Origin of the sequence: Reyranella sp., assembly GCF_036558665.1 — a bacterium.
Lineage (GTDB): Bacteria > Pseudomonadota > Alphaproteobacteria > Reyranellales > Reyranellaceae > Reyranella.
Genome location: NZ_DATBFE010000073.1, coordinates 21345 through 46738 on the forward strand (window position 1 = coordinate 21345; position 25394 = coordinate 46738).

A 25394-nucleotide genomic window follows, 5' to 3' on the forward strand; every position below is an offset into this window, starting at 1 on the left:
GCGCTTGCGGTCGCGAAAGTAAATAGGTATTTCCGTACTGAATTGCAGAATACAGGAAACGCCCATGGCCGATGCCGCGCCCATCGACTTCCGCACCTCGCCTGATCGCTATCGACACTGGAAGCTCGCCCTGGAGGACGGGATCGCCTATCTCACAATGGACGTGAACGAGGATGCGGGCCTTCGCCCAGGCTACAAGCTCAAGCTCAATTCCTACGATCTCGGTGTCGATATCGAGCTCGCGGACGCCGTCCAGCGCCTGCGCTTCGAGCATCCCGAGGTCGGCGCCGTGGTGATCCGCAGCCAGCGCGACCGCATCTTCTGCTCGGGGGCCAACATCAACATGCTGGGTCTCAGCACGCACGATCACAAGGTGAACTTCTGCAAGTTCACCAACGAGACACGGCTTGCGATCGAAGATGCGACAGAGAATTCCGGCCAGAGGTATATCTGCGCCATCAACGGCATCGCGGCCGGCGGTGGCTATGAGCTGGCCCTCGCCTGCGACCAGATCCTGCTGACCGACGATGGCTCGAGCGCGGTCTCGCTGCCCGAGCTGCCGTTGCTCGCGGTGCTACCCGGCACCGGCGGCCTGACGCGGCTCGTTGACAAGCGGCTGGTGCGCCGTGATCGCGCGGACTTCTTCTGCACCACCGCCGAAGGTGTGCGCGGCAAGCGTGCGCGCGATTGGCGGCTGGTCGACAGGCTGATCCCGCCCAGCAGGCTCGCCGACGAGACGGAGAAGATTGCCCGGGAGATCGCAGCGAAATCGAGCCGGCCGAGGGATGCCAAGGGTATCGCCCTGCCGATCGTCGAGCGCGCCATCGAGGGCGACACCATCCGCTATCCCCATCTCATGGTCGAGATCGATCGCGACCAGCGCGCCGCGCATTTCCGCATCAACGGTCCGACGAAGTCACCACCCGTCGACGCTGCAGCTGTTCAGGCCGAAGGCGCCGCTTTCTGGCCGCTGGCGCTCGCGCGCTCACTCGATGACGCGATGATGCACCTCAGGCTGAACGAAACCGAGATCGGCACCTGGGTTCTACACAGCCAAGGCGATCCTGCGCAGGTCGAAGCCTATGACGTGCTCCTCGCAAAGGAGGCCTCGAACTGGCTGGTGCGTGAGATCGTGCTCTACTGGAAGCGGACATTGAAGCGGCTCGATGTCAGCTCGCGCAGCCTTATTGCCCTGGTCGAGCCCGGCTCCTGTTTCGCCGGCTCCCTGTTCGAGATCGTGCTGGCGGCTGACCGTTCCTACATGCTGCATGGCCAATTCGAGGCGTCGAACCTGCCGGAGGCCGAAGTGAGATTGACGCCGATGAACTTCGGTCCCTACCCGATGGGCAACGGCCTGACGCGTCTTGCCACGCGCTTCCTGGCCGAACCGCGGCATGTCGACAAGCTGAAGGACGAAATCGGCGAAGCAATCGATGCCGAAACCGCCGACGAACTCGGCCTCGTCACCTTCACGCCCGACGACATCGACTGGGAGGACGAGGTGCGACTTGCCATCGAGGAGCGCGCGGGGTTCTCGCCCGACGGGCTGGTCGGCATGGAAGCGAACCTGCGCTTTGCCGGGCCGGAGACCATGGAGACCAAGATCTTCGCGCGCCTCTCGGCCTGGCAGAACTGGATTTTCCAGCGGCCCAATGCGACTGGCCCGGAGGGCGCGCTGAAGCTTTACGGCACGGGCAAACAGAGCAAATACGACCGACGACGCGCCTAATTGGCGGGCTTGAGGAGGCAATCATGGCCATCGACTACAGCCAGCTCATTCCCAACAATGTCGACCTCGCGAGCGACCGGCGGCTGCAGCGCGCGCTGGAGAACTGGCAACCGCGCTTCCGCGACTGGTGGAAGGAGATGGGACCGGACGGCACGTCGAACTTCGACGTCTATCTCCGCACCGCCATTTCCGCCGAGGCCAACGGCTGGGCCAATTTCGGCTATGTGAAGATGCCGGACTATCGCTGGGGCATCTTTCTTGCCGGCCGGGATCCCAACCGTACGATCGCCTACGGCGACAACAAGGGCAGGCCCGCCTGGCAGGAGGTACCGGGCGAGTTGCGCTCGACATTGCGCCGCCTGATCGTGACGCAAGGCGACACCGAGCCTGCCTCGGTCGAGCAGCAGCGGCTCCTGGGAAAGACCGCGCCCTCTCTCTACGACCTGCGCAATGTCTTCCAGATCAATTGTGAGGAAGGCCGGCACCTTTGGGCCATGGTCTATCTGCTGCACGCCTATTTCGGCCGCGACGGCCGCGAGGAAGCCGAGATGCTGCTGGAACGCCATTCGGGCGACCCCGACAAGCCGCGCATCCTGGGCGCCTTCAACGAGAGGACGCCGGACTGGCTCTCCTTCTTCATGTTCACCTACTTCACCGACCGCGACGGAAAGTACCAGCTCGCTTCGCTCGCCGAATCGGGCTTCGATCCGCTGTCGCGCTCCTGCCGGTTCATGCTGATCGAAGAAGCGCACCACATGTTCGTGGGCGAATCGGGCATCCAGCGCATCGTCCAGCGCACCTGCGATCTTATGAAGGAGCGCAAGACCGATGACGTGCGGTCGCTCGGCGCCATCGACCTGCCGACCATTCAGAAATACCTCAACTTCCACTGCTCGGTATCGCTGGACCTGTTCGGCCAGGAGGCCTCCACCAATGCCGCGAACTACTACACGATGGGCGTGAAGGGCCGGTACCTCGAGACGCGCATCGACGACGATCACGTGCTCACCGAGGCCACCTACGACATCGACACCGCCGAAGATGGCCGCATCGTGCGCAAGACCGTGCCAGCGCTGCAGGCACTGAACGAGCGACTGCGTCAGGACTACCTCGAGGATTGCGCCAAAGGCCTGCTGCGCTGGAACAAGGTGATCGAGCAGGCAGGTATCGATTTCGAGCTCAGGCTGCCGCATCGCGCCTTCCACCGTCGCATCGGCGCCTTCTCCGAGTTCTTCGTCTCACCCGGAGGCAAGGTGATGAGCGAGGCCGAGTGGAAGGCCAGCGAGGCCAAATGGTTGCCGACCGATGAGGACCGCGCCTTCGTCACTTCGCTGATGGGACCAGCGGTCATCGAACCCGGCAAGTTCGCCAACTGGATCGCGCCGCCCCAGCGCGGCATCAATAACCAGCCGGCCAATTTCGAGTACGTGCGCTTCAACTGACGTCCTATAATTAACTGGGAGGAAGACGTCGGGATGGTGCAAGGCATCGATTTCAGCCCGGACCACAAGGTCCGGCTGCCGACTCGTTTCAATGTCGCGGTGCCTTTTATCGATAGGCACCTGGGCGAAGGCCGGGGCGCGAAGGCGGCGATCCGCACCGCGCATGAGACCGTAACCTACGCCGAGCTGGCCGAGCGCGTGAATCGCAGCGGCAATGCGCTGCTGGCGATGGGATTGAGGCCACGTGATCGGCTGTTGATGGTCGTGAAGGACTGCCCGGCCTTCTTCTATCTCTTCTGGGGCGCCATCAAGGCCGGCATCGTGCCAGTGCCTCTCAACACGCTCCTGCGCACGCCGGACTATTCATACATCATTGACGACTCCGGTTGCGGCCTCGTCGTCCATTCGTCGGAATTCGCAAACGAGGTCGCGCCGGCGCTTGCGCAGCTCGAGGACAAAGCACCGCGTGCCCTGACGGTCGACGCCTTCCTGGCGGAGATGGCAAGAGCTGCGCCGGCGGCCGAGCCGCACCTTGCCGACCCGGCCGACGACTGCTTCTGGCTTTATTCCTCCGGCTCGACCGGCCGGCCCAAAGGCGCCGTGCACGCTCAGCGGGACATGGTGGTAACCAGCGAACTCTACGGCGTGCGCGTGCTGGGCGTGACGGAAGACGACATCTGCTACTCCGCGGCGAAGCTCTTCTTCGCCTATGGGCTTGGCAACGCCATGACCTTCCCGCTCTGGGTCGGCGCCACGGCGGTGCTCGACGAGCGACGGCCGACGCCGGACGCGACCTTCGAGACCATCGAAGCCTTCGAGTCCACGATCTTCTACGGCGTGCCGACGCTATACGCCGCTCAGCTCGCGGCTCTGGACGCCAGGCCGCGCCGCTTCCCGAGTCTGCGGGCCTGCGTCTCGGCCGGTGAGGCCTTGCCCGCCGAGATGTTCCGCCGCTGGAAGGAAAAAACCGGCACCGTGATCCTCGACGGGATCGGCTCGACCGAGGCGCTGCATATCTTCATCGGCAACCGACTCGACGATTTTCGTCCCGGCACCAGCGGCAGGCCGGTGCCGGGCTACGCGGCGCGCATTCTCGACGAAGCCGGCAAGCCGGTCGCCAAGGGCGAGCGTGGTCGGCTGTGGATCCGTGCCGAGTCGACGGCGAAATACTACTGGAACAAGCCCGACAAGACGGCCGAGACCATGGTCGAGGGCTGGCTCGATACCGGCGACACCTACCGCCAGGACGAGGACGGCTACTTCATCTACGAGGGCCGCAGCGACGACATGCTGAAAGTGGGCGGCATCTGGTGCTCACCGGTCGAGATCGAGAATTGCCTGATCGGCCATCCCGCGGTCCTCGAGGCGGCTGTCATCGGCCATGCCGACGCCGATTCCCTGATCAAGCCGAAGGCGGTCGTGGTGCTGAAGCAGGCCGCAGATGCACGTGCGGCACTGACAGACGAGTTGATGGCGCTCTGCAAGAAGACGCTCGCCCCCTACAAATATCCGCGTTGGATCGAATACGTGCCCGAGCTGCCCAAGACCGCCACCGGCAAGATCCAACGCTATAAGTTGAGAGCGTAGCGGTCTTCGTCCCATGCTCGGGATGACACTGATCACGTTTTCGGCTTCTATAACGATCAAACGAAACAGGGAGTGGGGTATGAAAAGCACGTTGGTGGGGGCTGCGGCGGTCGCGGCGATCCTGGCATTCGGGTTGCCGCCGGCGCTCGCGCAACAGGGCGTGAAGATCGGGTTCGTCAGCACGTTCTCCGGCCCGCAGGCGGCGATCGGCGAGGATATGCGCCGCTCGGTCGATCTCGCCGTCGAGCATCTCGGCGGCAAGATGGCGGGCAAGCCGATCCAGATCGTCTACGAGGACGACCAGTTCAAGCCCGACGTCGGCAAGCAGAAGTCCGAGAAGCTCGTCCAGCAGGACAAGGTCGACTTCGTTTCCGGCTACATCTGGTCCAACGTGCTGCTTGCCTCGCTCAAGACCGTGGTCGACGAGGGCGACACCATCCTGATCGGCGCCAATGCCGGCCCGTCGCAGATCGCGGGCGAGCTCTGCAACAAGAATTTCTTCTCGACCTCGTGGCAGAACGACCAGACGCCGATGGCGATGGGCGAATACCTGAACACGAAGGGCGTGAAGAACCTCTACCTGATGGGCCCCAACTATGCTGCCGGCAAGGACATGCTGGCGGGCGTGAAGCGCACCTACAAGGGCAAGATCGAGGGCGAGGACTACACCAAGTGGCCCGACCAGCTCGACTTCTCGGCCGAGCTCGCCAAGATCGCCCAGGTGAAGCCCGAGGGCATCTTCATCTTCTATCCCGGCGCGCACGGCGTTCAGTTCCTGAAGCAATACGTGCAGGCCGGTCTCAGCAAGACCATCCCGCTCTATCAGGTGTTCTCGATCGACGCCATCACCCTGCCGCAGCAGGGCGAGCTGGCCCTCGGCACACTGGGCGCCCAGGAATGGGTCAACGACCTGCCCAACGAGCAGAACAAGCGATACGTCGCGGACTTCAAGAAAAAGTACGGCGTCTACCCCTCCTACTATGGCGCCCAGAGCTACGATGCGATCATGCTGATCGCCTCGGCGGTCGAGGCGCTCAAGGGCGACGTGAAGGACAAGGCGAAGGTCCGGGCGGAAATCGCGAAGGCCAACTTCAAGTCGCTGCGTGGCGGCTTCAAGTTCAACACCAACCATTTCCCGATCCAGAACTTCTACATCCAGGAGACGGTGAAGGACGCGGACGGCAAGATGACCGTGAAGACCATCGCCACCGCAGTCACCGATGGCAAGGATCCGTACTATCAGAAGTGCGCGATGAAGTGAGGTTTCGGCCGCGACCGGCGACGGGAGCGCGCCATCGCGCTCCCGTTTCGTTTGGGGCGGCTGCGGTCGTCGACGAATGACATGACGGCTACGGGCTGAAATGGACTATCTGCTGATCCAGGTGCTGAACGGTGTCCAGCTCGGCCTGCTGATGTTCCTGCTCGCCGCAGGTCTCACGCTTACCTTCGGCATAATGGATCTCGTCAACCTCGCGCACGGCTCGCTCTACATGATGGGCGCCTATTTCGCCTGGACGCTGATCGGCTGGACGGATTCCTTCGTATTGGGCACGCTTCTCGCCCTGCCGGCCTGCTTCCTGCTTGGCGTGATCGTCGAGGTCACGGTGGCGCGGCGACTCTATGCCCGCGATCATCTCGAGCAGGTGCTTGCCACTTTTGGCCTGATCCTGTTCTTCAACGAGCTGGTGCGCGCGGTCTGGGGGCCGGACGGCAAGAGCATCGCCGTGCCGGCCTTCCTCAACCGCACCGTCAACATCCTGCCCGGCGTCCCCTATCCCGCCTATCGCTTCGCGCTGATCGCGGTGGGTCTCGTCGTCGCGGTCGTGCTCGCGTGGCTGGTGGCACGCACGCGGCTTGGCATGCTGATCCGGGCCGGCGCCTCGAACCGCCGCATGATCGCTGCGCTCGGCGTCAATATCGAACTGCTGTTCAGCCTGGTGTTCGGTCTCGGGGCGGTGTTCGCCGGTCTCGCGGGCCTGATGGCCGCACCCATCGCATCGGTGAAGATCGGCATGGGTGACGACATCCTGATCGTGGCGTTCGTGATCATCGTGATCGGCGGCATCGGGTCGATCAAGGGCGCCTTCGTTGCCGCCATGGTCGTGGGCCAGATAGACATCGTCGGCCGCGCCTTCCTGCCCGACTTCCTGAAGACCTTCATGGGCGCTGCCAGCGCCTCCGCCGCGGCGCCCGCGATTTCGCAGGTGCTGATCTACCTCGTCATGGCCGCCGTCCTGGTATGGCGGCCGACCGGCCTGTTCGGGCAACGGAGCTGAGGCGTGCAGCAGCCTGCTCGTCTCATGCCCGCTCCCTGGCGCACGCCGCGCGGTATCATTACCGTGCTCCTGCTGCTCCTGCTCGCCGTCCTGCCGCTGCTGACACAGGCCTTCGACCAGCGGTACCTGCTCTCGGTCGGCACCCGCATCGTCATCTGGTCGATTGCAGCAGTGAGCCTCAACATGATCCTTGGCTACGGCGGCCTGGTGAGCTTTGGCCACGCGGCCTTTCTCGGCATCGGCGGTTACGCCGTCGGCATCCTCTCGGCCGAAGGCTACGAGAGCGGCTGGATGCAATGGCCGGTCGCCATCGTCGTCGCCGTCGCATGGGCGACCCTGATCGGTGCGCTGTCGCTCCGCACACGCGGCGTCTATTTCATAATGATCACGCTCGCCTTCGCGCAGCTCGTCTATTATCTGAGTTCGGGCCTTGCCGCCTATGGCGGCGACGACGGTCTCAACATCAGCCGCAGCCGTTTTCCCGGCCTGATCGAGTTGCGCGACAAGGCCGCGTTCTACTGGCTCTGCTTTGCGCTGCTCTGCGCCACGCTGTGGTTCTGCAGCCGCCTTGTCCACTCGCGCTTCGGCCATGTGCTGCGCGGCGCGAGATCGAACGAGCTGCGCATGATGGCGCTCGGCTTCCCGGTCTTCCGCTATCGCCTCGCCGCCTTCGCGATCGCCGGCGGTTTCGCGGCACTTGCCGGCATTCTCCTCGCCAACGATGGCGCCTACATCTCGCCCGCCATGATGTCGTGGGTGAAATCGGGCGACCTCATCGTGATCGTCGTGCTGGGCGGCATCGGCGCCCTGTTCGGCCCGCTGTACGGCACCATCGCCTTCTTTGCCGTCGAGGAATTTCTGCCGCCACTGCTCGATCTGTTGCACCGCGGGTGGGGCGAATACTGGCAGATCGTCTTCGGCCCGCTCCTGGTGATCATCGCCCTCTATGCGCGCGGCGGGATCGATTCCCTGCTGGGCCGGCGTCATGCCTGAGCCGCTTCTTCAGGCGCAGGCGCTGGTCAAGCGCTTCGGCGGCCTGATCGCCACCGACAATGTCGCGCTCGACGTGATGCCGCGCGAGATCCATGCCCTGATCGGCCCCAATGGCGCCGGCAAGACGACGCTGGTTGGCCAGCTCACCGGCAATCTGCGGCCGGATTTCGGCACCATCCGCTTCGCCGGCCGCGACGTCACGCGGCTGCCGATAGACGCGCGCGTGCGCCTCGGCCTCGCGCGATCGTTCCAGATCACCTCCGTGTTGCGCGACTTCACCGCACTCGACAATGTGGCGCTCGCGGTCCAGGCGCACGACGGTCACTCCTTCCGCTTTCTCGCCGATGTCCGCCGCGATCGTGGTTTGCGGGACCGCGCCCAAGAGGGCCTCGAAGCGGTCGGCCTCGGTCGCCGTGGCGAGACGCTGGCCTCGGCCCTGAGCCATGGCGAGCAGCGTCAACTCGAGATCGCCATGGCCCTTGCGGGCGAGCCGAAACTGCTGCTGCTCGATGAGCCGATGGCCGGCATGGGCGTCGAGGAGTCGCAGCGCATGGTGGAGCTGCTGCGCGGCCTCAAGCAGCGTTGCGGCATGCTGCTGATCGAACACGACATGGACGCAGTCTTTGCCCTCGCCGACCGCATCACCGTGCTGGTCTATGGCCGTGCCATCGCCTCGGGGTCGCCCGACGAGATTCGCAACAACGCCGCCGTGCGCCAGGCCTATCTCGGCGGGGAGGCGCCGTGATGCTGCGGGTGCATGAGCTCACGGGCTTCTATGGCGCAAGCCAGGCGTTGTTCGGCATGGAGCTCTCGGTCGATGCTGGCGAGGTTGTGACCCTGATGGGGCGCAACGGCATGGGCAAGACGACGACCGTGCATGCGATCATGGGATTGTTGCCGGGGCGCCGTGGCATCGTAGAATTCGACGGCCATCGCCTCGATCGGCTGCCGTCCTTCCGTATTGCCCGTCTCGGTCTCGGCCTGGTGCCGGAAGGCCGGCAGATCTTCCCCAACCTGTCGGTGCGCGAGAACCTGATCGCTGCGTCGGCCAACCGAAGCAGGCAACGCGATCCGTGGACGATCGAGCGCGTGTTCAGCCTCTTCCCGCGGCTCGCCGAGCGGATGAGGAATCGCGGCAACCAGCTGTCCGGCGGCGAGCAACAGATGCTGGCGATAGGCCGCGCCTTGATGACCAACCCGCGGCTGTTGATTCTCGACGAGGCCACCGAGGGTCTGGCCCCGCTCATCCGCGAGGAAATCTGGTCGTGCCTGCGGCGGCTCAAGGCCGAGGGCCAGGCGATCCTGGTGATCGACAAGAACGTCGCCGCCCTGATCGGCCTCGCCGATCGCCATCATATCGTCGAAAAGGGCCGCGTCGTCTGGTCCGGCAGCTCGCAGGCTCTCGCCCTCGACAGCGCCTCGCAGCACAGGTATCTCGGCGTTTGATCAAGCGGAGCTTGCGATGCGTCTTGGTTTTTTCGTCTGCCTGCTGGCTATCCTCGCCGGTCCCGCCTTTGCCCAGAGGGTCGATGTCTACAACTGGTCGGACTATATCGCCGAAGACCAGCTCGAGATCTTCAGCAAGGAAACCGGCATCAAGGTCAACTACACGACCTACGACTCCAACGAGATCCTCGATGCCAAGCTCCGGACGGGTCATTCGGGGTATGACGTCGTGGTGCCGACGGCCTCGCCCTTCTTCGTGCGTCAGCTCGCCGCCAACCTCTTCCTGCCGCTCGACAAGTCGAGGCTCAGGAACTGGGGCAATCTCGATTCCGGAATCATGGAGCGGCTCGCCAGGTACGATCCCGGCAACGCTCACGCGATCCCGTGGATGTGGGGCACGGTCGGCATCGGCTACAATGTTGCGGCGATCAAGAAGCGCATGGCCAACGCCCCCGTCGACTCGCTCGCCATGATCTTAGATCCTGCGATCGTATCGCGCTTCGTCGACTGTGGCGTGATGGTGCTCGACAGCGCGACAGACGTGCTTCCCGCAGCGTTGAAATACCTGGGCCTGGATCCCGACTCCAAGGAGACAGCGGACCTGAAGAAGGCAGCCGAGGTGATCAAGGCGGTCCGCCCATACATCCGCAAGTTCCATTCCTCCGAGTACATCAATGCCCTGGCCGGCGGCGATATCTGCCTCGCGTTCGGCTATTCCGGCGACATCCTGCAGGCGCGCGACCGTGCCGCGAAAGCGGCGGAGAAGCGCGACATCGCCTACTCCATTCCCAAGGAGGGTGCCATGCTCTGGATCGATGTCGCGGCGATACCGAAAGATGCGCCGCATCCCGACGAGGCCTATCGGTTCCTCGATTTCATGCTCGACCCCAGGGTCGCCGCGGCGTCGAGCGCAATTACCGGCTATGCGAATGGCAATTCCGCCGCTACGCCGCTTCTCGCCAGCTCCATCTCGCAGGATCCCGCCGTCTATCCCCCGCCGGAAGTGCGGGCCAGGCTCTATTCCATCACCGCCGCGAACGCCGAGGAGGTGCGCGCACGCACCCGGCTTTGGACCGCGATCAAGACCGGACGATGAATTGCCCCCGGTAGATCGACCGCTCGTCAGGATCGAGGGGCTTGCCAAGCGCTTCGGCGAAGTCGAAGCCGTGGCTGGCGTCGATCTGGAGGTCGGCCGCGGCGAGTTGTTCGCGCTGCTCGGCGGCTCGGGCTGCGGCAAGACCACGCTTCTGCGCCTGCTGGCGGGCTTCGAGACACCGGATGCTGGACGCGTCGTGATCGACGGACAGGACATGACAGGCGTGCCGCCGCATCTGCGGCCGGTCAACATGATGTTCCAGTCCTACGCCCTCTTTCCGCACATGGACGTCGCGGCGAATATCGCCTACGGCTTGCGGCGCGAGGGAACGGCGAAACGCGAGATCGAAGCGCGCATCGACGAAGCGCTGTCGCTGGTCAAGCTCGAAGGACTTGGCGCGCGCAGGCCTGCACAGCTTTCCGGCGGCCAGCGTCAGCGTGTGGCGCTGGCGCGCGCTCTGGTCAAGCGGCCGAAGCTCCTGCTGCTCGATGAGCCGTTGGCCGCGCTCGACCGCAAGCTGCGCGAGGGCACCCGTTTCGAGCTCGTCCGTCTGCAGGAGCAGCTCGGCCTCACGTTCATCGTGGTCACGCACGACCAGGAGGAGGCGATGTCGATGGCGGGCCGCCTCGCGGTCATGAACGGCGGCCGCATCGTGCAGGTCGGGAGGCCCCACCAGATTTACGAACATCCGGCCTCGCGCTTCGTCGCCGATTTCATCGGCATCGCCAATATCCTCGATCTCGGCGATGGCCGCTGGCTCGCCCTGCGGCCCGAGAAGATCGCGCTCTCGATCGACCGGCCCGCCACGGCACAGGCCATTTCCGGCGACGTCGTCGACATCGCCTACGAGGGCGACCGCTCCCTTTACCGCGTCGCCGTCAAGGGCAGCATGGTAATGCTGGTCTCGCGCGCGAACACGATCCGCACCCGCGAGGACGCTTTCCACCGTGGCCAGCACGTCTGGCTGGGTTGGGCCAACGACGCCGGGCAGGTCCTTCATGAGTAGCCGAAAGCAGTTGGTGGCGTCCTGACCATGCGTGCCGTCATCGCCCTGCCGTTCCTCTGGCTCGCCGTCTTCTTCCTGCTGCCGTTTGTCCTGGTCTTGGCGATCGCGTTCGGCATCAACGCCCCCGACTCCGCGCCGCCGGTCGAGCTTGGCTGGAACCTGGGCAACTTCAAGCTGCTCTTCACCGATGACCTCTATGTCGCGGCCTGGCTGAGCTCGCTGCGCATCGCCGCCACTTCAATGCTCGCCGCGCTGCTCCTCGGCTATCCCATGGCCTATGCCATCGTGCGTGCCCGACCCGAGCGCCGGCCAATTCTCCTGATGCTGGTCGTGCTGCCGTTCTGGACGTCGTTCCTGATCCGCGTCTATGCCTGGATGGGATTGCTGGCCGAGAACGGCATCCTGAACCAGGTTCTGCGCTGGTCGGGTCTCGACGCACATCCCGGCACCATTCTCGGCACCGAGTGGGCGGTGCATCTCGGCATCGTTTACGGCTACCTGCCCTTCATGGTGCTGCCGCTCTACGCCACGCTGGAGAAGCTCGACTGGAGCCTGCTCGAAGCCGCGGCCGATCTCGGCGCCACGCCGATCGAGCGCTTTCTCACCGTCACGCTGCCATTGTCGCGGCCCGGCATCGTCGCCGGCTGCCTGATGGTCTTCATCCCGGCGGTGGGCGAGTTCGTGATTCCCGACCTCCTGGGTGGCACCGGGACGCTGATGATCGGCAAGGTGCTGTGGGACGAATTCTTCACCAATGCCGACTGGCCAATCGCCTCGGCCGTGGCCATCTGCCTGCTGGTGCTGCTGGTGGGCCCGATCGCGCTGTTCCAGCGCCAGCAGGCGAAGAGCCTGGAGCGCCCCTGATGGCCGGCCGCGCGCGCTTCGCCTTCACGGTACTTTGCTTTGCCTACGCCTTTCTCTACCTGCCGATCGCGCTGGTGATCGTCTACTCGTTCAACGCCTCGCGGCTGGTGACGGTGTGGGCCGGCTTTTCGCTGCACTGGTGGCAGGCTCTGCTCCACAACGAGGCCATGCTGTCGGCTGCCTGGCTGTCGCTGCGCATTGCGCTCGTGAGCGCCACGCTGTCGGCGCTGCTCGGGCTTGCCGCGGGCTACGTGCTCGCTCGGGTCGGGCGCTTTCCCGGCCGCACGCTGTTCGGCAGCCTCGTGATCGCGCCCATGGTCATGCCCGAGGTCGTGATGGGCATCTCGATGCTGCTTCTGTTCGTGGGTTCGCAGCAGGTCCTTGGCGGACCGGATCGCGGCTTTCTCACCATCGTGGTCGCCCACACGACCTTCTCGCTCTCCTTCGTCGCCATCGTCATTCAGGCCCGGCTGGCCGACTTCGATCGCTCGCTGGAAGAGGCGGCGATGGATCTCGGCGCCACGCCCTGGTCCACCTTCCGGACCATCACCCTGCCGCTGATCGCGCCCGCGATCGGCTCGGGCTGGCTGCTCGCCTTCACCCTTTCCCTCGACGATCTGATCATGACCCAGTTCGTGGCTGGCGCAGCGACGCAAACCCTGCCGATGCGGGTCTATTCGAGCGTACGCCTGGGCGTCGATCCGCAGATCAACGTGCTCGCCACGCTGATCGTCGCCGTGGCCGCGGCGGCGCTCGCCGTCTCTGCCCGGCTGACCCGCCGGAGATAGTCCTCGTTTCATCTTCTGCGACGTTGACAAGCAGTCGGCTTCGTGACTGGATAATTGTCTCGCATCCGACGCGGAGGTTTTGATGCTTCCACCGGGCCAGCGTGCCGCGATGATTGCTGGTGCAAGCATTCGGGCATCGGCATAGCGGAACTCACGAATGACGCGCCGGGAGCGGCCATCGCGGGTCGCATCAGTCAGGCCAGACCCCAACTTGGCCGTTCCCGTTGTGCGGTTCTCGCAGATACTCCTCGAAGGGCATCGGTCGGCTATCGTTGCCAGCTATAGACGTCGTGCCCATTTCTCCGACCAGACATGCAGCGGCAGGAACAGGTCGAGCAGTTCGCTGCCCAGGGCCGTGAGCCGATAGCCGCTTGCCTCGTCCAGTTCGATCAGCTTCGCGGCGCGCAACTCCGCCAGCCGTGAGTTGACGATCGTCGGACTGGCACCGGTCGCCGCCTGCAGCGCACGAAAGCGCCTGGGCTCCTCGCGCAGCTCCCAGATCAATCGCAGCACCCAGCGGCGGCCCAGGAGGTCGAGCAGCAGCATGATCGGCCGGCCGGTCTTCGAGCCGCGCACAGGACGTCCCGGCACAATCGGTTTCACCATCAATTTCACTCCGTTACTACATTTTATGTAGCGTACCGATCTCGGCTAGTGCTACCAGAACTGTAGCAAAACCGACGGAGTACCTCCATGTCCCGGATCGCCCCCGCTCAACCGCCTCACGCGCCCGCCATCGCCGAAGCCCTGGAGCGCATCATGCCGCCGGGCCTCGAGCCGCTGGTCCTGTTCCGCACCATGGCGCGCAACCCACGCATCTTCGCCAAGCTGTTTGCCGGCGGCCTGCTCGACAAGGGCGCGCTTGGCCTCCGCCAGCGCGAGCTGGTGATCGACCGCACGACAGCGCGCCTTGGCTGCGAATATGAATGGGGCGTCCACGTCGCTCTGTTCGCGAAGCGGGTGGGCTTTGGCCCTGTCGAGATCGCCGCCACGATTACGGGCGACGGTGCGGCCGGTTGCTGGTCGCCTCCCGAACAGGCGCTGGTGGCGCTGGTCGATGATCTGGTCGACCAACGCACGATCGGCGATGGAACATGGCAGAGCCTGACCGCACATTTCGACGAAGCGCAAATCCTCGAAGCCATCGCCCTGGCGGGCTATTACCACACGATCAGCTTTCTCTGTAACGGCCTGCGGCTGCCGCTGGAGTCCTACGCCGCCCGCTTTCCCGACGCCCGCTCGCCGTGACCTCGGCGATGCGCCGGTGCGCAGCCGACTACCTCCGGACCTTCAACAACCGGTCGATCGCCAGGATCGCGAGACCGAACACGAGGCCCCAGAAGGCGGATCCGACGCCCATCAAAGTGATGCCCGAGACGGTGACGGCAAGTGTGCCGGCGGCAGCGAGACGATCCTGATCGGCCGAGAGCGCCGCCCCCATGGCACTCGCCGTCGAGCCCAGCAGCGCTGTGCCCGCCACTGTCGCCAGCAGCGCCGGCGGCAGGGCCGTGAACAGGCCGACCAGCGAGGCGCCGAACAGCGCAATCAGGCCCCACCACAGCGCATAGAACGGACCAGCCAGCCACCGCTTGCCCGGGTCGGGATGGGCATCCGGGCCGGTGCACAGCGCGGCGGAAATGGCGGCGAGGTTCGAGGTGTGTGCGCCAAGGAAGGCGGTGCCGAGCGAGACCGCACCGGTGACGGCGAGCACGGGCTGGGTCGGCGGCTGGTAGCCCGAGGCGCGCAGAACGGCGAAGCCCGGCAGATTTTGCGATGCCATGGTCACGAGGTAGAGCGGCACGCCGAGTCCGATCAGGGTCGGTGCATCCCAGCTCGGGCTCTCGATCATGAGCGTTGAGACACCGAGCGCAGGAATGGGCTTCACCAGACCGAGCGACCAGGCGAGCGCTGCGCCGGCGACCAGCACGATCAGCGAAGCGACAGTCGGCAGCAGGATCCGGGCGAGCAAAAACAAGACGATCATCGACAGGACCAGCAGCGGCTGATGCGGCACCTGCTCGAACATCGCCACCACCAGGCGCAACAGAATCCCGCCCAGCATGGCCGCCGCGATAGCGGCTGGAATCCTCTCGATCAGGCGGCCGAGCGGCCGGATCGCCGCCGTCGACAGGATCAACACCGCCGACAGGATGAAAGCGCCAACGGCAGCGCGAAAACCCGGCACGCCGGCGGTCGAGGCGATCAGAGCGGCGCCGGGTGTCGACCACGCGGTGATGATCGGCATGCGATAGCGGACACTCAGCACGAGCGCACTCAGGGCCGTGGCGATGCCGAGGCCCGACACCCATGAGCTCGCTTCCGTCGGCGTGGCGCCGACGGCCTGTGCCGCCGCCAGCACGATCGGCAACGTGCCGCCCACGCCGGCCACCGTCGCCACCAGCGCGGCCGTCGCGACGGACACCAGACCCGATGTCCTCGATCTCATCGTGATTTGCGCCGGCCCGCCGACGGTCATGTGCGCATTCCAGACAATTTGGGTCGGTGACCATAACGGCGGGCGAAATAAATGCCAGTGAGCGAAATGCAGCGCTTGAGCTTTCTCCCGTTCGCTTGCAAGGGTGCCCGGCGGAGGAAGTTCATTGCATGCTGCCTCTCTCGGATACCCTTGTCCTCGATCTCACGCAGGTGATCGCAGGGCCCACCGCCGGCCAGATGCTGGGCGACATGGGCGCCGATGTGATCAAGGTGGAGCCGCTTCAGGGCGAGCATTTCCGACCGCATTTCGGCGGCGCCTGGGTGCCGTCGATGAACCGCAACAAGCGCGGCCTCGCGCTCGATCTGCGCACACCAGGCGGCCGCGAGGTGCTGATGAGGCTGGTGCGCAAGGCCGACGTCTTCATGGAGGCCTTCACGCCGGGCGTGATCGACAAGCTTGGTTTCGGTTGGGACCTCGTCGCGAAGGAGAATCCGCGGCTCGTCTATGCCTCGATCTCGGGTTACGGCCAGACCGGCCCCTACTCTCGCCGCGCGGGCTACGACCCCTGCATCCAGGCCGAGATCGGGTTGATGGACGCGACCGGACCCTATCAGGGCGAGATGTGCCGAGTGGGCACCGCGCCGATCGACTATTGCACCGGCGCCTTCTGCGCCGCCGGCATCGCCTTCTCGCTGCTCGGCCGCCACAAGACCGGCAAGGGCCAACGACTCGACCTGTCGCTGTTCGATGTCGGCATGCACATGATGAGCCACTGGATCACCAACCATGGGCTGACCGGCGAGGATCCCGAGCGCATGGGCACGTCGAATTCGCTGATCTGTCCGCTGCGCGTCTTCCCGACGCGCACACAGCCGATCTTCATCGCCGGCACCAACGACGCCTTCTGGCGCTTATTCTGCACAGCGCTCGGCCGAAAGGACTGGCTCGAGGACAGGCGTTTTGCCACCAACGCCGACCGCGTCGCCCATCGCCCTATCCTCGAGACCATGATCGAGGCGCACTTCCTGGAGCATACTGCGGACGAGCTCTTGGACAGGCTGATTCCGGCCGGCATGGCCTGCTCCGCCGCCTACAAGGTGAGCGACGTGGTGGCGAACGCACATGCCAAGGCGCGCGGCAGCGTGCTGGAGATCGACTATCCTGGTCTCGGCCCGGTAAGATCGGCCAACAATCCCCTCAAGCTCTCCGACGCACGGGTGGACACTCGGCGCAAGGCACCGGCGATCGGAGAGCACACTGTCGAGATCATGCGTGAAGTGGGCTATAGCGATGCCGAGATCGCCGCCCTCCGGGAGGCCAAGGCCATCGCCACCGCATGAAGATCGTCTATTCCGACAAGCACGCCGTCCACGATCCGCAGACCTTCTTCGTGCGCGGCGTGAAGCAGCGCAGCGCCGAGCAACCCGAACGTGCGATACGCCTGCTGGCGGCCGCACAGGGAGCGGGACATGAGGTCATCGCCGCCAAAGTCCATGGTATGGGCCCGGCAGCAGCGGTGCATACGCCCGATTACCTCGACTTCCTGCAAATCGCAGCGCTCGAGTGGGTGAAGCTCGCGAATGCCTCGGCGGAGGTGGTGCCCAACGTCCACCCGGCGCGCTATCCCGCGACTTATCCGAAGGCGCTGGCCGGCCGCGCCGGCTGGCATCAGGTCGATCTCGCCTGTCCCATCGGACCCGGCACCTGGGAGGCCGCGCTCGCCGCGAGCGAGGTCGCGACGACGGCCGCTGACCTCGTGCTCGGCGGCGCCCGCGAGGCCTACGCGCTGTGCCGTCCGCCCGGGCACCATGCCTATGCCGACATGGCCGGCGGCTTCTGCTTCCTGAACAATACGGCGGTCGCCGCGCAGCGCCTGCGCGGCAGGCACCCGCGCGTGGCGATCCTCGATGTCGACGTCCATCACGGAAACGGCACGCAGGGCATCTTCTATGAGCGGCCCGACGTGCTCACGGTCTCGATCCATGCCGATCCTGCCCACTACTACCCATACTATTGGGGCCACGCCCACGAGGTCGGCGCAGGGGCGGGCCAGGGCTTCAACCTCAACCTGCCGCTGCCGGTCGGGTCCGGCGATGAGCCCTGGCTTGCGGCGGGCGAGGCGGCGCTGACGCGGATTGGGCAGTTCGCACCGGAGGCGCTCGTGATCGCGCTGGGCCTCGACGCCAGCGAAAGCGATCCGTTGCAGGGCCTGAAGGTCACTGGCGCCGGCTTCCATTCGATGGCGCGGAAGATCGCCACTCTCGGCTTGCCTACGGTGCTGGTGCAGGAGGGCGGCTATCTCAGCGACGATCTGGGCCGCAATCTCGTGCAATTCCTTTCAGGCTTCGACGCCGGGCGCTAGCTTGACCGCGGCGATCTCGACTCCGCGGGGTGCGACGGGCGCGACCACCTTGGGCTGCTGCAACTCCATCTCGGCCCATGAACCCCGGAGGATACGCTCATGAAGATCGTTGTCGGCTCCGATCATGCCGGCTTTGCCATGAAGGCGGAGTTGCTGGCCTACCTTCGCGAGCTTGGCCACGACGTGCTGGACGTGGGCTCCTACGACCCCCGGCCTGTCGACTTTCCCGACGTCGCCCGCAAGGTGGCGGCAGCCATTACTTCCGGACAGGCCGAGCGCGGGCTGATGGTGTGCGGCACCGGCGTCGGTGCCTCGATCGGGGCCAACAAGATGAAGGGCATACGTGCCGCCGTTTGCCATGACGTGCATTCGGCGCATCAGTCCGTGGAGCATGACGACGTCAATGTCATGTGCATCGGCGCGCAGATCGTCGGCCCGTGGCTCGCCAAGGATCTGATCGCGGCCTATCTCGACGCCAAATTCTCGACATCCGAGGAGTTTCGTCGCCGCGTCGCCAAGCTCGCCGACATGGATGCCGAACGACAACCAATCGACAAGTGAACCGGCGGAGGGAGCGAGAGATCGCAACCGGCGAACTCCAGCGATCCTCCGTCAGCCGCCGCCGTCACCGCCCACGGCGATGATGGTGAGCTTGTCCGGCAGCTCCTCCTTCGCGACCTCGATCGTGGGTTTGTCCGGCCAGACGAAGGCGGGCTCCAGCGGCGCCAGCAGGGTCACGAACCTGTCGAGTTGCGCACGGCCCCAATAGTGCATGGGCAAAACGATCTTCGGCTCGATCTGCTTCACGACATCGACCATCAGCGGCACGCCCATCGTGTAGGCGCCGTCGATCGGCACCATCAACACGTCGATGCGGCCCAACGCCTCGAGATGCGCGGGCGTCAGGCGCTGATGCAAATGGCCGAGATGGGCGAGACAGAGATCGCCGACGGCGAAGATGAAGATCGAGTTGCCGTTGATGCGCACGCCACCCGACCAGTCGCGTGCATTCGTGGGCACGTTCCAGACCCGCATGTCCTTCAGGGTGATATCGTGCCGAGCCTCGGTCTCGCCTTCGCGCGGCCAGCCGCGCAGGGCGTAGGTGATGCCTTCCTCCGGCTCGTCGGTGAAATGCGTGCCGTGGGCGTTGTTCATGGTGACGATGTCGGGATGACGGCCGAAGCCGTTGATGCCGTTGTAGTCGGTGATGGCCCGCACGCCCTGCGGCGTGTCGATCTGGTAGCTGGCATGCCCGAGGAAGGTGATGATGGCGCGGTTGGGCGACGGGCCGTCGGCCAGCCGCAAGCCGTCATCGAACGAGGCGCGTTGCAGGCGTGGGCTGAACTCCTCGACGAGGTTCTTGGAGCAGCGCGCCAGCGCCGGTCCGGCCAGCAGGGCCAAGGCGGCGGCAATCAGGGCGGTAAGGGAAAGTCGCAGGGCCATGGAAGAACCTCGCGCGGGATAGCTGAATGACGGACTTTCGGGTCAAAAGCAGGGGTAGGCCAGCCCGAACGCCTTCCAGCCTCCCGTTGACTCTTCAAAGAGAGGTGACTAGAACAAAACAGGAACTATTTATCCGCAACTCTGAGAGAACAGTCCGAGGGGGCAATGTCTGTCATTTCCCCGAACGTCCTTGCTTCCCCTGCAGCCAACCAGCAGGGACAGGTTCTGCCGACGCTGAGGGAGCAGGTCCGCCGGCTGGAACGTGCCCATAGCATCCAAAGGACGGGCCGGATGGCCGTTCCAACCGGTATCGCGACCATCGATGCCTTGCTGCCGGAAGGGGGGATGCTGACCGGCGCCCTGCACGAGATCGAAGCGGGTCCCGCCCCCTCCGGCCGCATTGCGTCCCATGATGGCGCTGCCCTGGGCTTTGCCGCCTGTCTCATCGGTCGTTTCGGACCAGGCACGATCCTCTGGTGCCGCCAACCTTTGGGTACGCTCGACGCTCCACCCTATGCCCCGGCCCTCTCTGCCTGGTTCGATCCGGCACGGCTGCTGATGGTCACTGCCCGGCGCGAGGAGGATCTCTTCTGGGCGATGGAGGAAGGACTGCGCGCACCCGGCATCGCCGCCGTGCTGGGCGAGACCCGCGCGGCCGATCCCACCGCCGGCCGCCGGCTCTCGCTTGCCGCCGAAAAGAACGGTGTGCCCGCCTTCCTGCTGCGCCCTCAGCCCGCACCGCCGCAAAGCGTCTGCACGACGCGCTGGCGGGTCGCCTCAGCCGCTTTGCCCTCGACTGCGCCGGGACTGGCCGATCCCGGCATCGCGCGCTGGCACATCGAACTCAGGCGCAACCGTTTCGGCACACCCTCGACCGAGGAAATGCCGTCCTGGCTCGTGGAGTGGAACGATGAAACGCATCATCTCGCTGTGGTTCCCCAAGCTCGCCACGGATCGGCTGGCCCGTCCCCGGCCGGAATCGCCCGGACAGACCCAAACCGCCAAAGACTGGTCGGCTAGGGCCGCCGCCACGGTCGTCTGGCTCGAAGGCTGCCCGCGATTGGCGGCCCTCAACGCCCATGCCCGTGCCGCCGGCCTGCGCCCGCATATGCGACTTGCCGATGCGCGCACGTTGGTGCCCGATCTCGTCACGGCGGGCGTCGAGTCGGAAGCCGATCGTCGCCTGCTCGAAGCCATTGCCAACTGGTGCGATCGCTACACGCCCTGGGTCGCGCTCGATCCGCTGGGGGCTGCGATCGCCGAACCCGATGCGGACGGCCGCCTCGAGGCTTGCAGTGCCGGCGGCTTTGGCGGCGATGCCGGCTTACTGCTCGACGTCACCGGCTGCGGTCATCTCTTCGGCGAGGACGAGGCCGGCGAACGCGCGCTGCTGACCGATCTCGTCGAGCGTCTGGCGCGCCACGATTTCACCTGCCGCGCCGCCATGGCCGACACGGCGGGCGCGGCCTGGGCGCTGGCCCGCTATGCCGAACGCCAGGCCGATCTCTTCTGTCCGCGTCATGGTCAGCGCGAAGCGCTTGCTCCCTTGCCGGTCGACGGGCTGCGGCTCAATACGCCTATCCTGGAGACCTTCCTGAAGCTCGGTCTGCGCCGCATCGGCGATCTCTACGCTTTGCCGCGGGCGCCGCTGGCGCGACGCTTTGGCGATCAGCCACTCACACGGCTCGACCAGGCCCTGGGCCGCGTCGATGAACCGATCGAGCCGCGCCGTGTACCGCCTGCCTTCCGCACGCGCCTTGCCTTCGCCGAGCCGATCGGCCGGCCCGAGGATATCGCCGCCGCGACCAGCCGGCTCCTGGCTGCACTCTGCAGGCAGCTCGAGCAGGCGGGCGTCGGTGCGCGCAAGCTCGAGATCGCGCTCTATCGCGTCGACGGCTCGGTGGATCGCACCGGAATCGGCACCAGCCGCCCCAATCGCGACAACCCCAGGCTCATGAAGCTCTTCGGGGAGAAGCTGGGTGAACTCGATCCCGGCTTCGGCGTCGAGCTGATGATTCTGGCCGCGCCGGAAGTCGAGGAATGGAGCGGCACGCAGGATCTCCTGCCCGACACGGACGCCGCCGGCACTTCTTTCGGCAATGAGGATGGCACGATCGATCTTGCCGATCGGCTGGCGCTGCGACTGGGCACGGAGAATGTCGTGCGCCTCGTCCCGCGCGACAGTCATCTGCCGGAGCGCGTGCAAACGACGGCGCCGATTTCTGCCAAGCCGGTACCGGAGGGTGCCTGGGCGCGGCTCGCCTCGATGAAGGGCGCGCGACCGACCCGGCTTCTGCAACGACCCGAGCTGGTCAGTGTGACTGCGCTGCTGCCCGACGATCCGCCGCGACAATTCCAATGGCGTCGCCATGCCCATCGCGTCGTCCGTGTCGAGGGGCCGGAGCGGCTGGCCGACGAATGGTGGCGGCCGCGCTCCAATGGCAAGTATGCACTGGCCAGTTCAATGCCGCCGGCGCGCGACTATTACCGCGTCGAGGACGACGATGGCGGCCGCTTCTGGCTGTTCCGCGACGGCCCGCACAATGCCGCCAGATGGTTCCTCCACGGATTTTGCGCGTGATCGGCCATGCATTACGCCGAGCTGCAAGTCACGACCAACTACAGCTTCCTGCGCAGCGGCTCGCATCCGGGCGAACTGGTCTATCGGGCGATCGAGCTAGGCCACAACGCCATCGGCATTGCCGACCGCAACACCCTGGCGGGCGTCGTGCGCGCCTGGTCGGCGATCAAGGAATATTACGAAGACGACCCGGCACCGGCGGAAAAATGGATCAAGCTCCTGGTTGGTGCGCGCCTGGAGACGCGGGACGGCTATTCGCTGCTCGCCTATCCGGTCGACGTCGAAGGTTACAAGCGGCTGTCGCGTCTCCTGACGGTCGGCAACCGCCGGGCAGCGAAGGGCGAATGCGCCCTCACCTTCGACGACCTCACCGAACATGCCGAAGGCCTGATCGCGATCGTGCTGCCACCGCGGCGCATTGACGATCCTCTTTTCCACGACAAGCTGCGCCGGCTGGCGCGACTGTTCGGCGACCGCTGCTATCTCGCCGGAAACATGCTGTTTCGCGGCGACGACGCACGACGCCTAGCATATCTCGACAATCTTGCGGCCCAGATGAAGGTCGGCTTCGTCGCCACCAACGACGTGCACTATCACGTGCCCGAGCGGCGCGCGCTGCAGGATGTTCTGACCGCCATTCGCCTCAATTGCACGGTCGAGGAGCTGGGCTTCCGACGCTTCGCCTCAGCCGAGCGACACCTGAAAGCGGCGGAGGAGATGGAGCGCCTCTTCCGCAATCATCCCCATGCGGTCGAGCGCATCCAAGAGATCGTCGGACGCTGCAAATTCAAACTGACCGACCTACGCTACCAGTATCCGGTCGAGTATGAAGGCGGCGAGACGCCGATGCAGAAGCTCGAGCGCTTGACCTGGAAAGGCGCGGTCGATCGCTACCCCGAAGGGATTCCTCCCGACATCGCAGAGACGATCCGGCACGAATTCGCTCTGATCGCAAAGAAGGAAATCGCGCAGTATTTCCTGACGGTGCACGAGATCGTCAAGCAAGCGCGCGAGATGGGCATCCTGTGCCAGGGCCGCGGCTCGGCCGCCAACTCCGTGGTCTGCTATTGCCTGCGCATTACCGAGGTCAATCCCGACGAAACCGAGGTTCTGTTCGAGCGCTTCATCTCGAACGAGCGTAACGAGCCGCCCGACATCGATGTCGACTTCGAGCACGAACGCCGCGAGGAGCTGATCCAATGGATTTACGGGAAATGGAGCCGTGACCGTGCGGCGCTCGCGGCCACCGTGATTGCCTACAGGAGCCGCAGTGCCATTCGCGACGTCGGCAAGGCGCTCGGCCTCTCGCCCGACACGCTGGGCGTGATGGCCGACACGGTGTGGGGCATCGGCTCGGGCGGGGTCGATGTCGCGCATGTACACGAGGCTGGTCTCGATCCCAAGGATCCGCGGCTCGCCCTGGCGCTCGAACTGTCGGCGACGCTGTGCGGTTTTCCGCGTCATCTCTCGCAGCATGTCGGCGGCTTCGTGCTGACGGAGGGCCGGCTCGACGAATTGATCCCGATACAGAACGCGGCAATGGAAGACCGTACCGTCGTCGAATGGGACAAGGACGACCTCGATGCACTCGGCATCTACAAGATCGATGTGCTCGCGCTCGGCATGCTCACCTGCCTGCGCAAGGCTTTTGCCTTGATCGAACAGCATTACGGCACGCGTCCCTCGCTCGACATGCGGCCGACCGATCCGGATGTCTATGGCATGTTGTGCAGGGCCGACTCCATTGGCGTGTTCCAGGTCGAGAGCCGGGCGCAGATGTCGATGCTGCCACGGCTCAAGCCCAAGGATTATTACGACCTCGTGGTCGAAGTGGCGATCGTGCGGCCTGGCCCGATCCAGGGCGGCATGGTGCATCCTTACCTGAAAAACCGCGCCAACCCTGAACGCGTTGTCTATCCCAAGCCGGAGATCGAGAGTGTCCTGAAAAGAACCCTGGGTGTGCCGCTGTTCCAGGAGCAGGCGATGCAGATTGCCATCGTCGCAGCGGGCTTCAGCCCGGCCAAGGCCGACAAGCTCAGGCGCGCAATGGCGACCTTTCGCCGTTCCGGCACGATCCACAGGCTCAAGGACGATTTCATCAAGGGCATGGTTGCCAACGAGTACGAGCGCGAGTTCGCCGAGCGCTGCTTCAAGCAGATCGAGGGCTTCGGCGAATACGGCTTTCCCGAAAGCCATGCCGCGAGCTTCGCCATCCTGGTCTATGTCTCGTCCTGGGTGAAATATCATTTCCCCGAGGTGTTCGCCGCCGCGCTCCTGAATGCGCAGCCAATGGGTTTCTATGCGCCGGCCCAGCTCGTGCGCGATGCACGAGCGCACGATGTCGAAGTGAGGCCGCCCGACGTGAATGCCAGCGACTGGGACTGCACGCTGGAAAAGACCGACGGCCGGCGCTGCGCGTTGCGGCTGGGCTTCCGCCAGATCACCGGCCTCGCTGAAGCCGACATGAAACGCATGGTCGAGCGCCGCACTACGCCCTATCGCGATCCGGCCGATCTGTGGCGGCGCGGCGGCCTCTCCAGGCGCCAGATCCTGACTCTGGCCCGCGCCGATGCCTTTGCGTCGATGGGCCTCTCGCGGCGCGACGTATTGTGGGCGGTGCGCGCCTTCTCGGATGCGCCGCTACCGTTGCTGGACGCGCGGCCGGTAGGCGATGCCGAACCTGCCGTTACCCTGCCCGCGCTGACGCTCGGCGAACAGGTAGTGGACGATTATGCCACCCTCTCGATGTCGCTGCGTGCCCATCCCGTGTCGCTCCTGCGACCGATGCTGTCGGAACGGCGCGTCTCGCGCAGCGATCTCCTGCTCGATTCCCGCAATGGCGACCGTTTCACGCTCGCCGGGCTGGTGCTGGTGCGGCAGCGGCCCGGGACCGCCTCCGGCGTGGTGTTCGTCACCATCGAGGATGAATGCGGCATCGCCAATCTTGTGGTTTGGCCCAAGGTGTTCGACGCGCATCGCCGCATCGTCATGGGATCGCGCCTGCTTGGCGTCAGCGGTCAGGTGCAACGCGAGGGGCTTGTGATCCATCTCGTCGCGGAACGGCTGTGGGATTGGTCGTCCGAGCTCGACCGCATTGCCGACGTCGACGAGAACTTCCGGCTGCTCATGGCGCGCAACGATGCCGTTCGCGCCGACCGGCCAGATCCCCGCACACAAACCCCGCAGGCCGACGCCACGCACTATCGCGCCGCCAAAAGCTTGCCCGTGAAGAAGAAGACCTACGACCGCAGCCAGATCGCGCTCGATCGACCGACGATCCGCATCGCTTCACGCGATTTCCACTGATCCTCGAACCCACCTCTCTCTTCCCGAGGGCACGCCGC

General features: G+C 65.3%; 22 protein-coding genes. 19 read left to right on the plus strand and 3 right to left on the minus strand.

Translation table 11 applies throughout. The features are described from left to right. Window positions 1–64 precede the first annotated feature (64 nt). The 12 genes from boxC (at window position 65) to VH499_RS11895 (ending at window position 13227) form a co-directional block, all read left to right on the plus strand. Window positions 65–1729, plus strand: coding sequence for a 2,3-epoxybenzoyl-CoA dihydrolase (gene boxC, locus VH499_RS11840; RefSeq protein WP_332052936.1), 1665 nt, complete (start codon window positions 65–67; stop codon window positions 1727–1729). A 23-nt stretch (window positions 1730–1752) separates the two neighbouring features. Further along, on the plus strand, window positions 1753–3171 hold the full coding sequence (boxB, locus tag VH499_RS11845) for a benzoyl-CoA 2,3-epoxidase subunit BoxB (RefSeq protein ID WP_332052937.1): 1419 nt from the start codon (window positions 1753–1755) through the stop codon (window positions 3169–3171). Between the two features lie 33 nt (window positions 3172–3204). After that, a complete protein-coding gene (locus VH499_RS11850; protein WP_332052938.1) occupies window positions 3205–4758 on the plus strand; it encodes a benzoate-CoA ligase family protein in 1554 nt (517 codons plus the stop codon). 79 nt (window positions 4759–4837) lie between these two features. After that, window positions 4838–6019 carry an ABC transporter substrate-binding protein gene (locus VH499_RS11855; protein ID WP_332052939.1) on the plus strand — a complete coding sequence of 394 codons (1182 nt, stop codon included), beginning with the start codon at window positions 4838–4840 and terminating at the stop codon, window positions 6017–6019. Window positions 6020–6119: 100 nt separating this feature from the next. After that, window positions 6120–7034 (plus strand): branched-chain amino acid ABC transporter permease, encoded by a 915-nt coding sequence (locus VH499_RS11860; protein WP_332052940.1) that lies wholly within the window; start codon window positions 6120–6122, stop codon window positions 7032–7034. A 24-nt stretch (window positions 7035–7058) separates the two neighbouring features. Then, window positions 7059–8027 (plus strand): branched-chain amino acid ABC transporter permease, encoded by a 969-nt coding sequence (locus VH499_RS11865; RefSeq protein ID WP_332053106.1) that lies wholly within the window; start codon window positions 7059–7061, stop codon window positions 8025–8027. Next, window positions 8020–8772 (plus strand): ABC transporter ATP-binding protein, encoded by a 753-nt coding sequence (locus VH499_RS11870; RefSeq protein WP_332052941.1) that lies wholly within the window; start codon window positions 8020–8022, stop codon window positions 8770–8772. Before VH499_RS11865 ends, VH499_RS11870 begins: the two co-directional genes overlap by 8 nt. Next, on the plus strand, window positions 8772–9473 hold the full coding sequence (locus VH499_RS11875) for an ABC transporter ATP-binding protein (protein ID WP_332052942.1): 702 nt from the start codon (window positions 8772–8774) through the stop codon (window positions 9471–9473). Before VH499_RS11870 ends, VH499_RS11875 begins: the two co-directional genes overlap by 1 nt. Window positions 9474–9489: 16 nt before the next feature. Beyond that, window positions 9490–10569, plus strand: coding sequence for a polyamine ABC transporter substrate-binding protein (locus tag VH499_RS11880; RefSeq protein WP_332052943.1), 1080 nt, complete (start codon window positions 9490–9492; stop codon window positions 10567–10569). Window position 10570: 1 nt separating this feature from the next. Further along, window positions 10571–11575, plus strand: a complete 1005-nt coding sequence (locus tag VH499_RS11885) for an ABC transporter ATP-binding protein (RefSeq protein ID WP_332052944.1) — start codon at window positions 10571–10573, stop codon at window positions 11573–11575. 27 nt (window positions 11576–11602) lie between these two features. Continuing rightward, window positions 11603–12439, plus strand: a complete 837-nt coding sequence (locus tag VH499_RS11890) for an ABC transporter permease subunit (RefSeq protein ID WP_332052945.1) — start codon at window positions 11603–11605, stop codon at window positions 12437–12439. After that, window positions 12439–13227 carry an ABC transporter permease gene (locus VH499_RS11895; RefSeq protein WP_332052946.1) on the plus strand — a complete coding sequence of 263 codons (789 nt, stop codon included), beginning with the start codon at window positions 12439–12441 and terminating at the stop codon, window positions 13225–13227. The genes VH499_RS11890 and VH499_RS11895 overlap by 1 nt, the downstream gene beginning before the upstream one ends. 279 nt (window positions 13228–13506) lie before the next feature. Here the strand turns inward: VH499_RS11895 and VH499_RS11900 are convergent, their stop codons facing one another. Beyond that, window positions 13507–13833 (minus strand): helix-turn-helix domain-containing protein, encoded by a 327-nt coding sequence (locus VH499_RS11900; protein WP_332052947.1) that lies wholly within the window; start codon window positions 13831–13833, stop codon window positions 13507–13509. Window positions 13834–13920: 87 nt separating this feature from the next. Between VH499_RS11900 and VH499_RS11905 the strand changes: the two genes are divergently transcribed. Then, the gene (locus VH499_RS11905; RefSeq protein WP_332052948.1) at window positions 13921–14475 is read left to right on the plus strand and encodes a carboxymuconolactone decarboxylase family protein; all 555 of its coding nucleotides are present in this window, start codon (window positions 13921–13923) and stop codon (window positions 14473–14475) included. A gap of 28 nt (window positions 14476–14503) precedes the next feature. Here the strand turns inward: VH499_RS11905 and VH499_RS11910 are convergent, their stop codons facing one another. Then, a complete protein-coding gene (locus tag VH499_RS11910; protein WP_332052949.1) occupies window positions 14504–15673 on the minus strand; it encodes a benzoate/H(+) symporter BenE family transporter in 1170 nt (389 codons plus the stop codon). Window positions 15674–15831: 158 nt separating this feature from the next. Between VH499_RS11910 and VH499_RS11915 the strand changes: the two genes are divergently transcribed. The 3 genes from VH499_RS11915 to rpiB all read left to right on the plus strand — a co-directional run bounded on the left by VH499_RS11915 (window position 15832) and on the right by rpiB (window position 18587). Next, on the plus strand, window positions 15832–17004 hold the full coding sequence (locus VH499_RS11915) for a CaiB/BaiF CoA-transferase family protein (protein ID WP_332052950.1): 1173 nt from the start codon (window positions 15832–15834) through the stop codon (window positions 17002–17004). Beyond that, window positions 17001–18026: a histone deacetylase family protein gene (locus VH499_RS11920; protein ID WP_332052951.1), complete on the plus strand. Its 1026-nt coding sequence runs from the start codon at window positions 17001–17003 to the stop codon at window positions 18024–18026. The genes VH499_RS11915 and VH499_RS11920 overlap by 4 nt, the downstream gene beginning before the upstream one ends. Before the next feature lie 99 nt (window positions 18027–18125). Further along, complete coding sequence (gene rpiB / locus VH499_RS11925; RefSeq protein WP_332052952.1) at window positions 18126–18587, plus strand: ribose 5-phosphate isomerase B; 462 nt, start codon at window positions 18126–18128, stop codon at window positions 18585–18587. 51 nt (window positions 18588–18638) lie between these two features. Here rpiB and VH499_RS11930 read toward each other — a convergent pair whose 3' ends face one another. Next, complete coding sequence (locus VH499_RS11930) at window positions 18639–19469, minus strand: MBL fold metallo-hydrolase (RefSeq protein ID WP_332052953.1); 831 nt, start codon at window positions 19467–19469, stop codon at window positions 18639–18641. 291 nt (window positions 19470–19760) lie between these two features. Here VH499_RS11930 and VH499_RS11935 point away from each other — a divergent pair, with 291 nt between their 5' ends. Genes VH499_RS11935 through VH499_RS11945 form a run of 3 tightly spaced genes read left to right on the plus strand, consistent with a single transcriptional unit; the run spans window position 19761 to window position 25356 of the window. Then, a complete protein-coding gene (locus VH499_RS11935) occupies window positions 19761–20489 on the plus strand; it encodes an inducible mutagenesis protein A (RefSeq protein ID WP_332052954.1) in 729 nt (242 codons plus the stop codon). Then, a complete protein-coding gene (locus VH499_RS11940; protein WP_332052955.1) occupies window positions 20380–22050 on the plus strand; it encodes a DNA polymerase Y family protein in 1671 nt (556 codons plus the stop codon). The genes VH499_RS11935 and VH499_RS11940 overlap by 110 nt, the downstream gene beginning before the upstream one ends. A 6-nt stretch (window positions 22051–22056) precedes the next feature. Then, the gene (locus VH499_RS11945) at window positions 22057–25356 is read left to right on the plus strand and encodes an error-prone DNA polymerase (protein WP_332052956.1); all 3300 of its coding nucleotides are present in this window, start codon (window positions 22057–22059) and stop codon (window positions 25354–25356) included. Window positions 25357–25394: the final 38 nt, after the last annotated feature.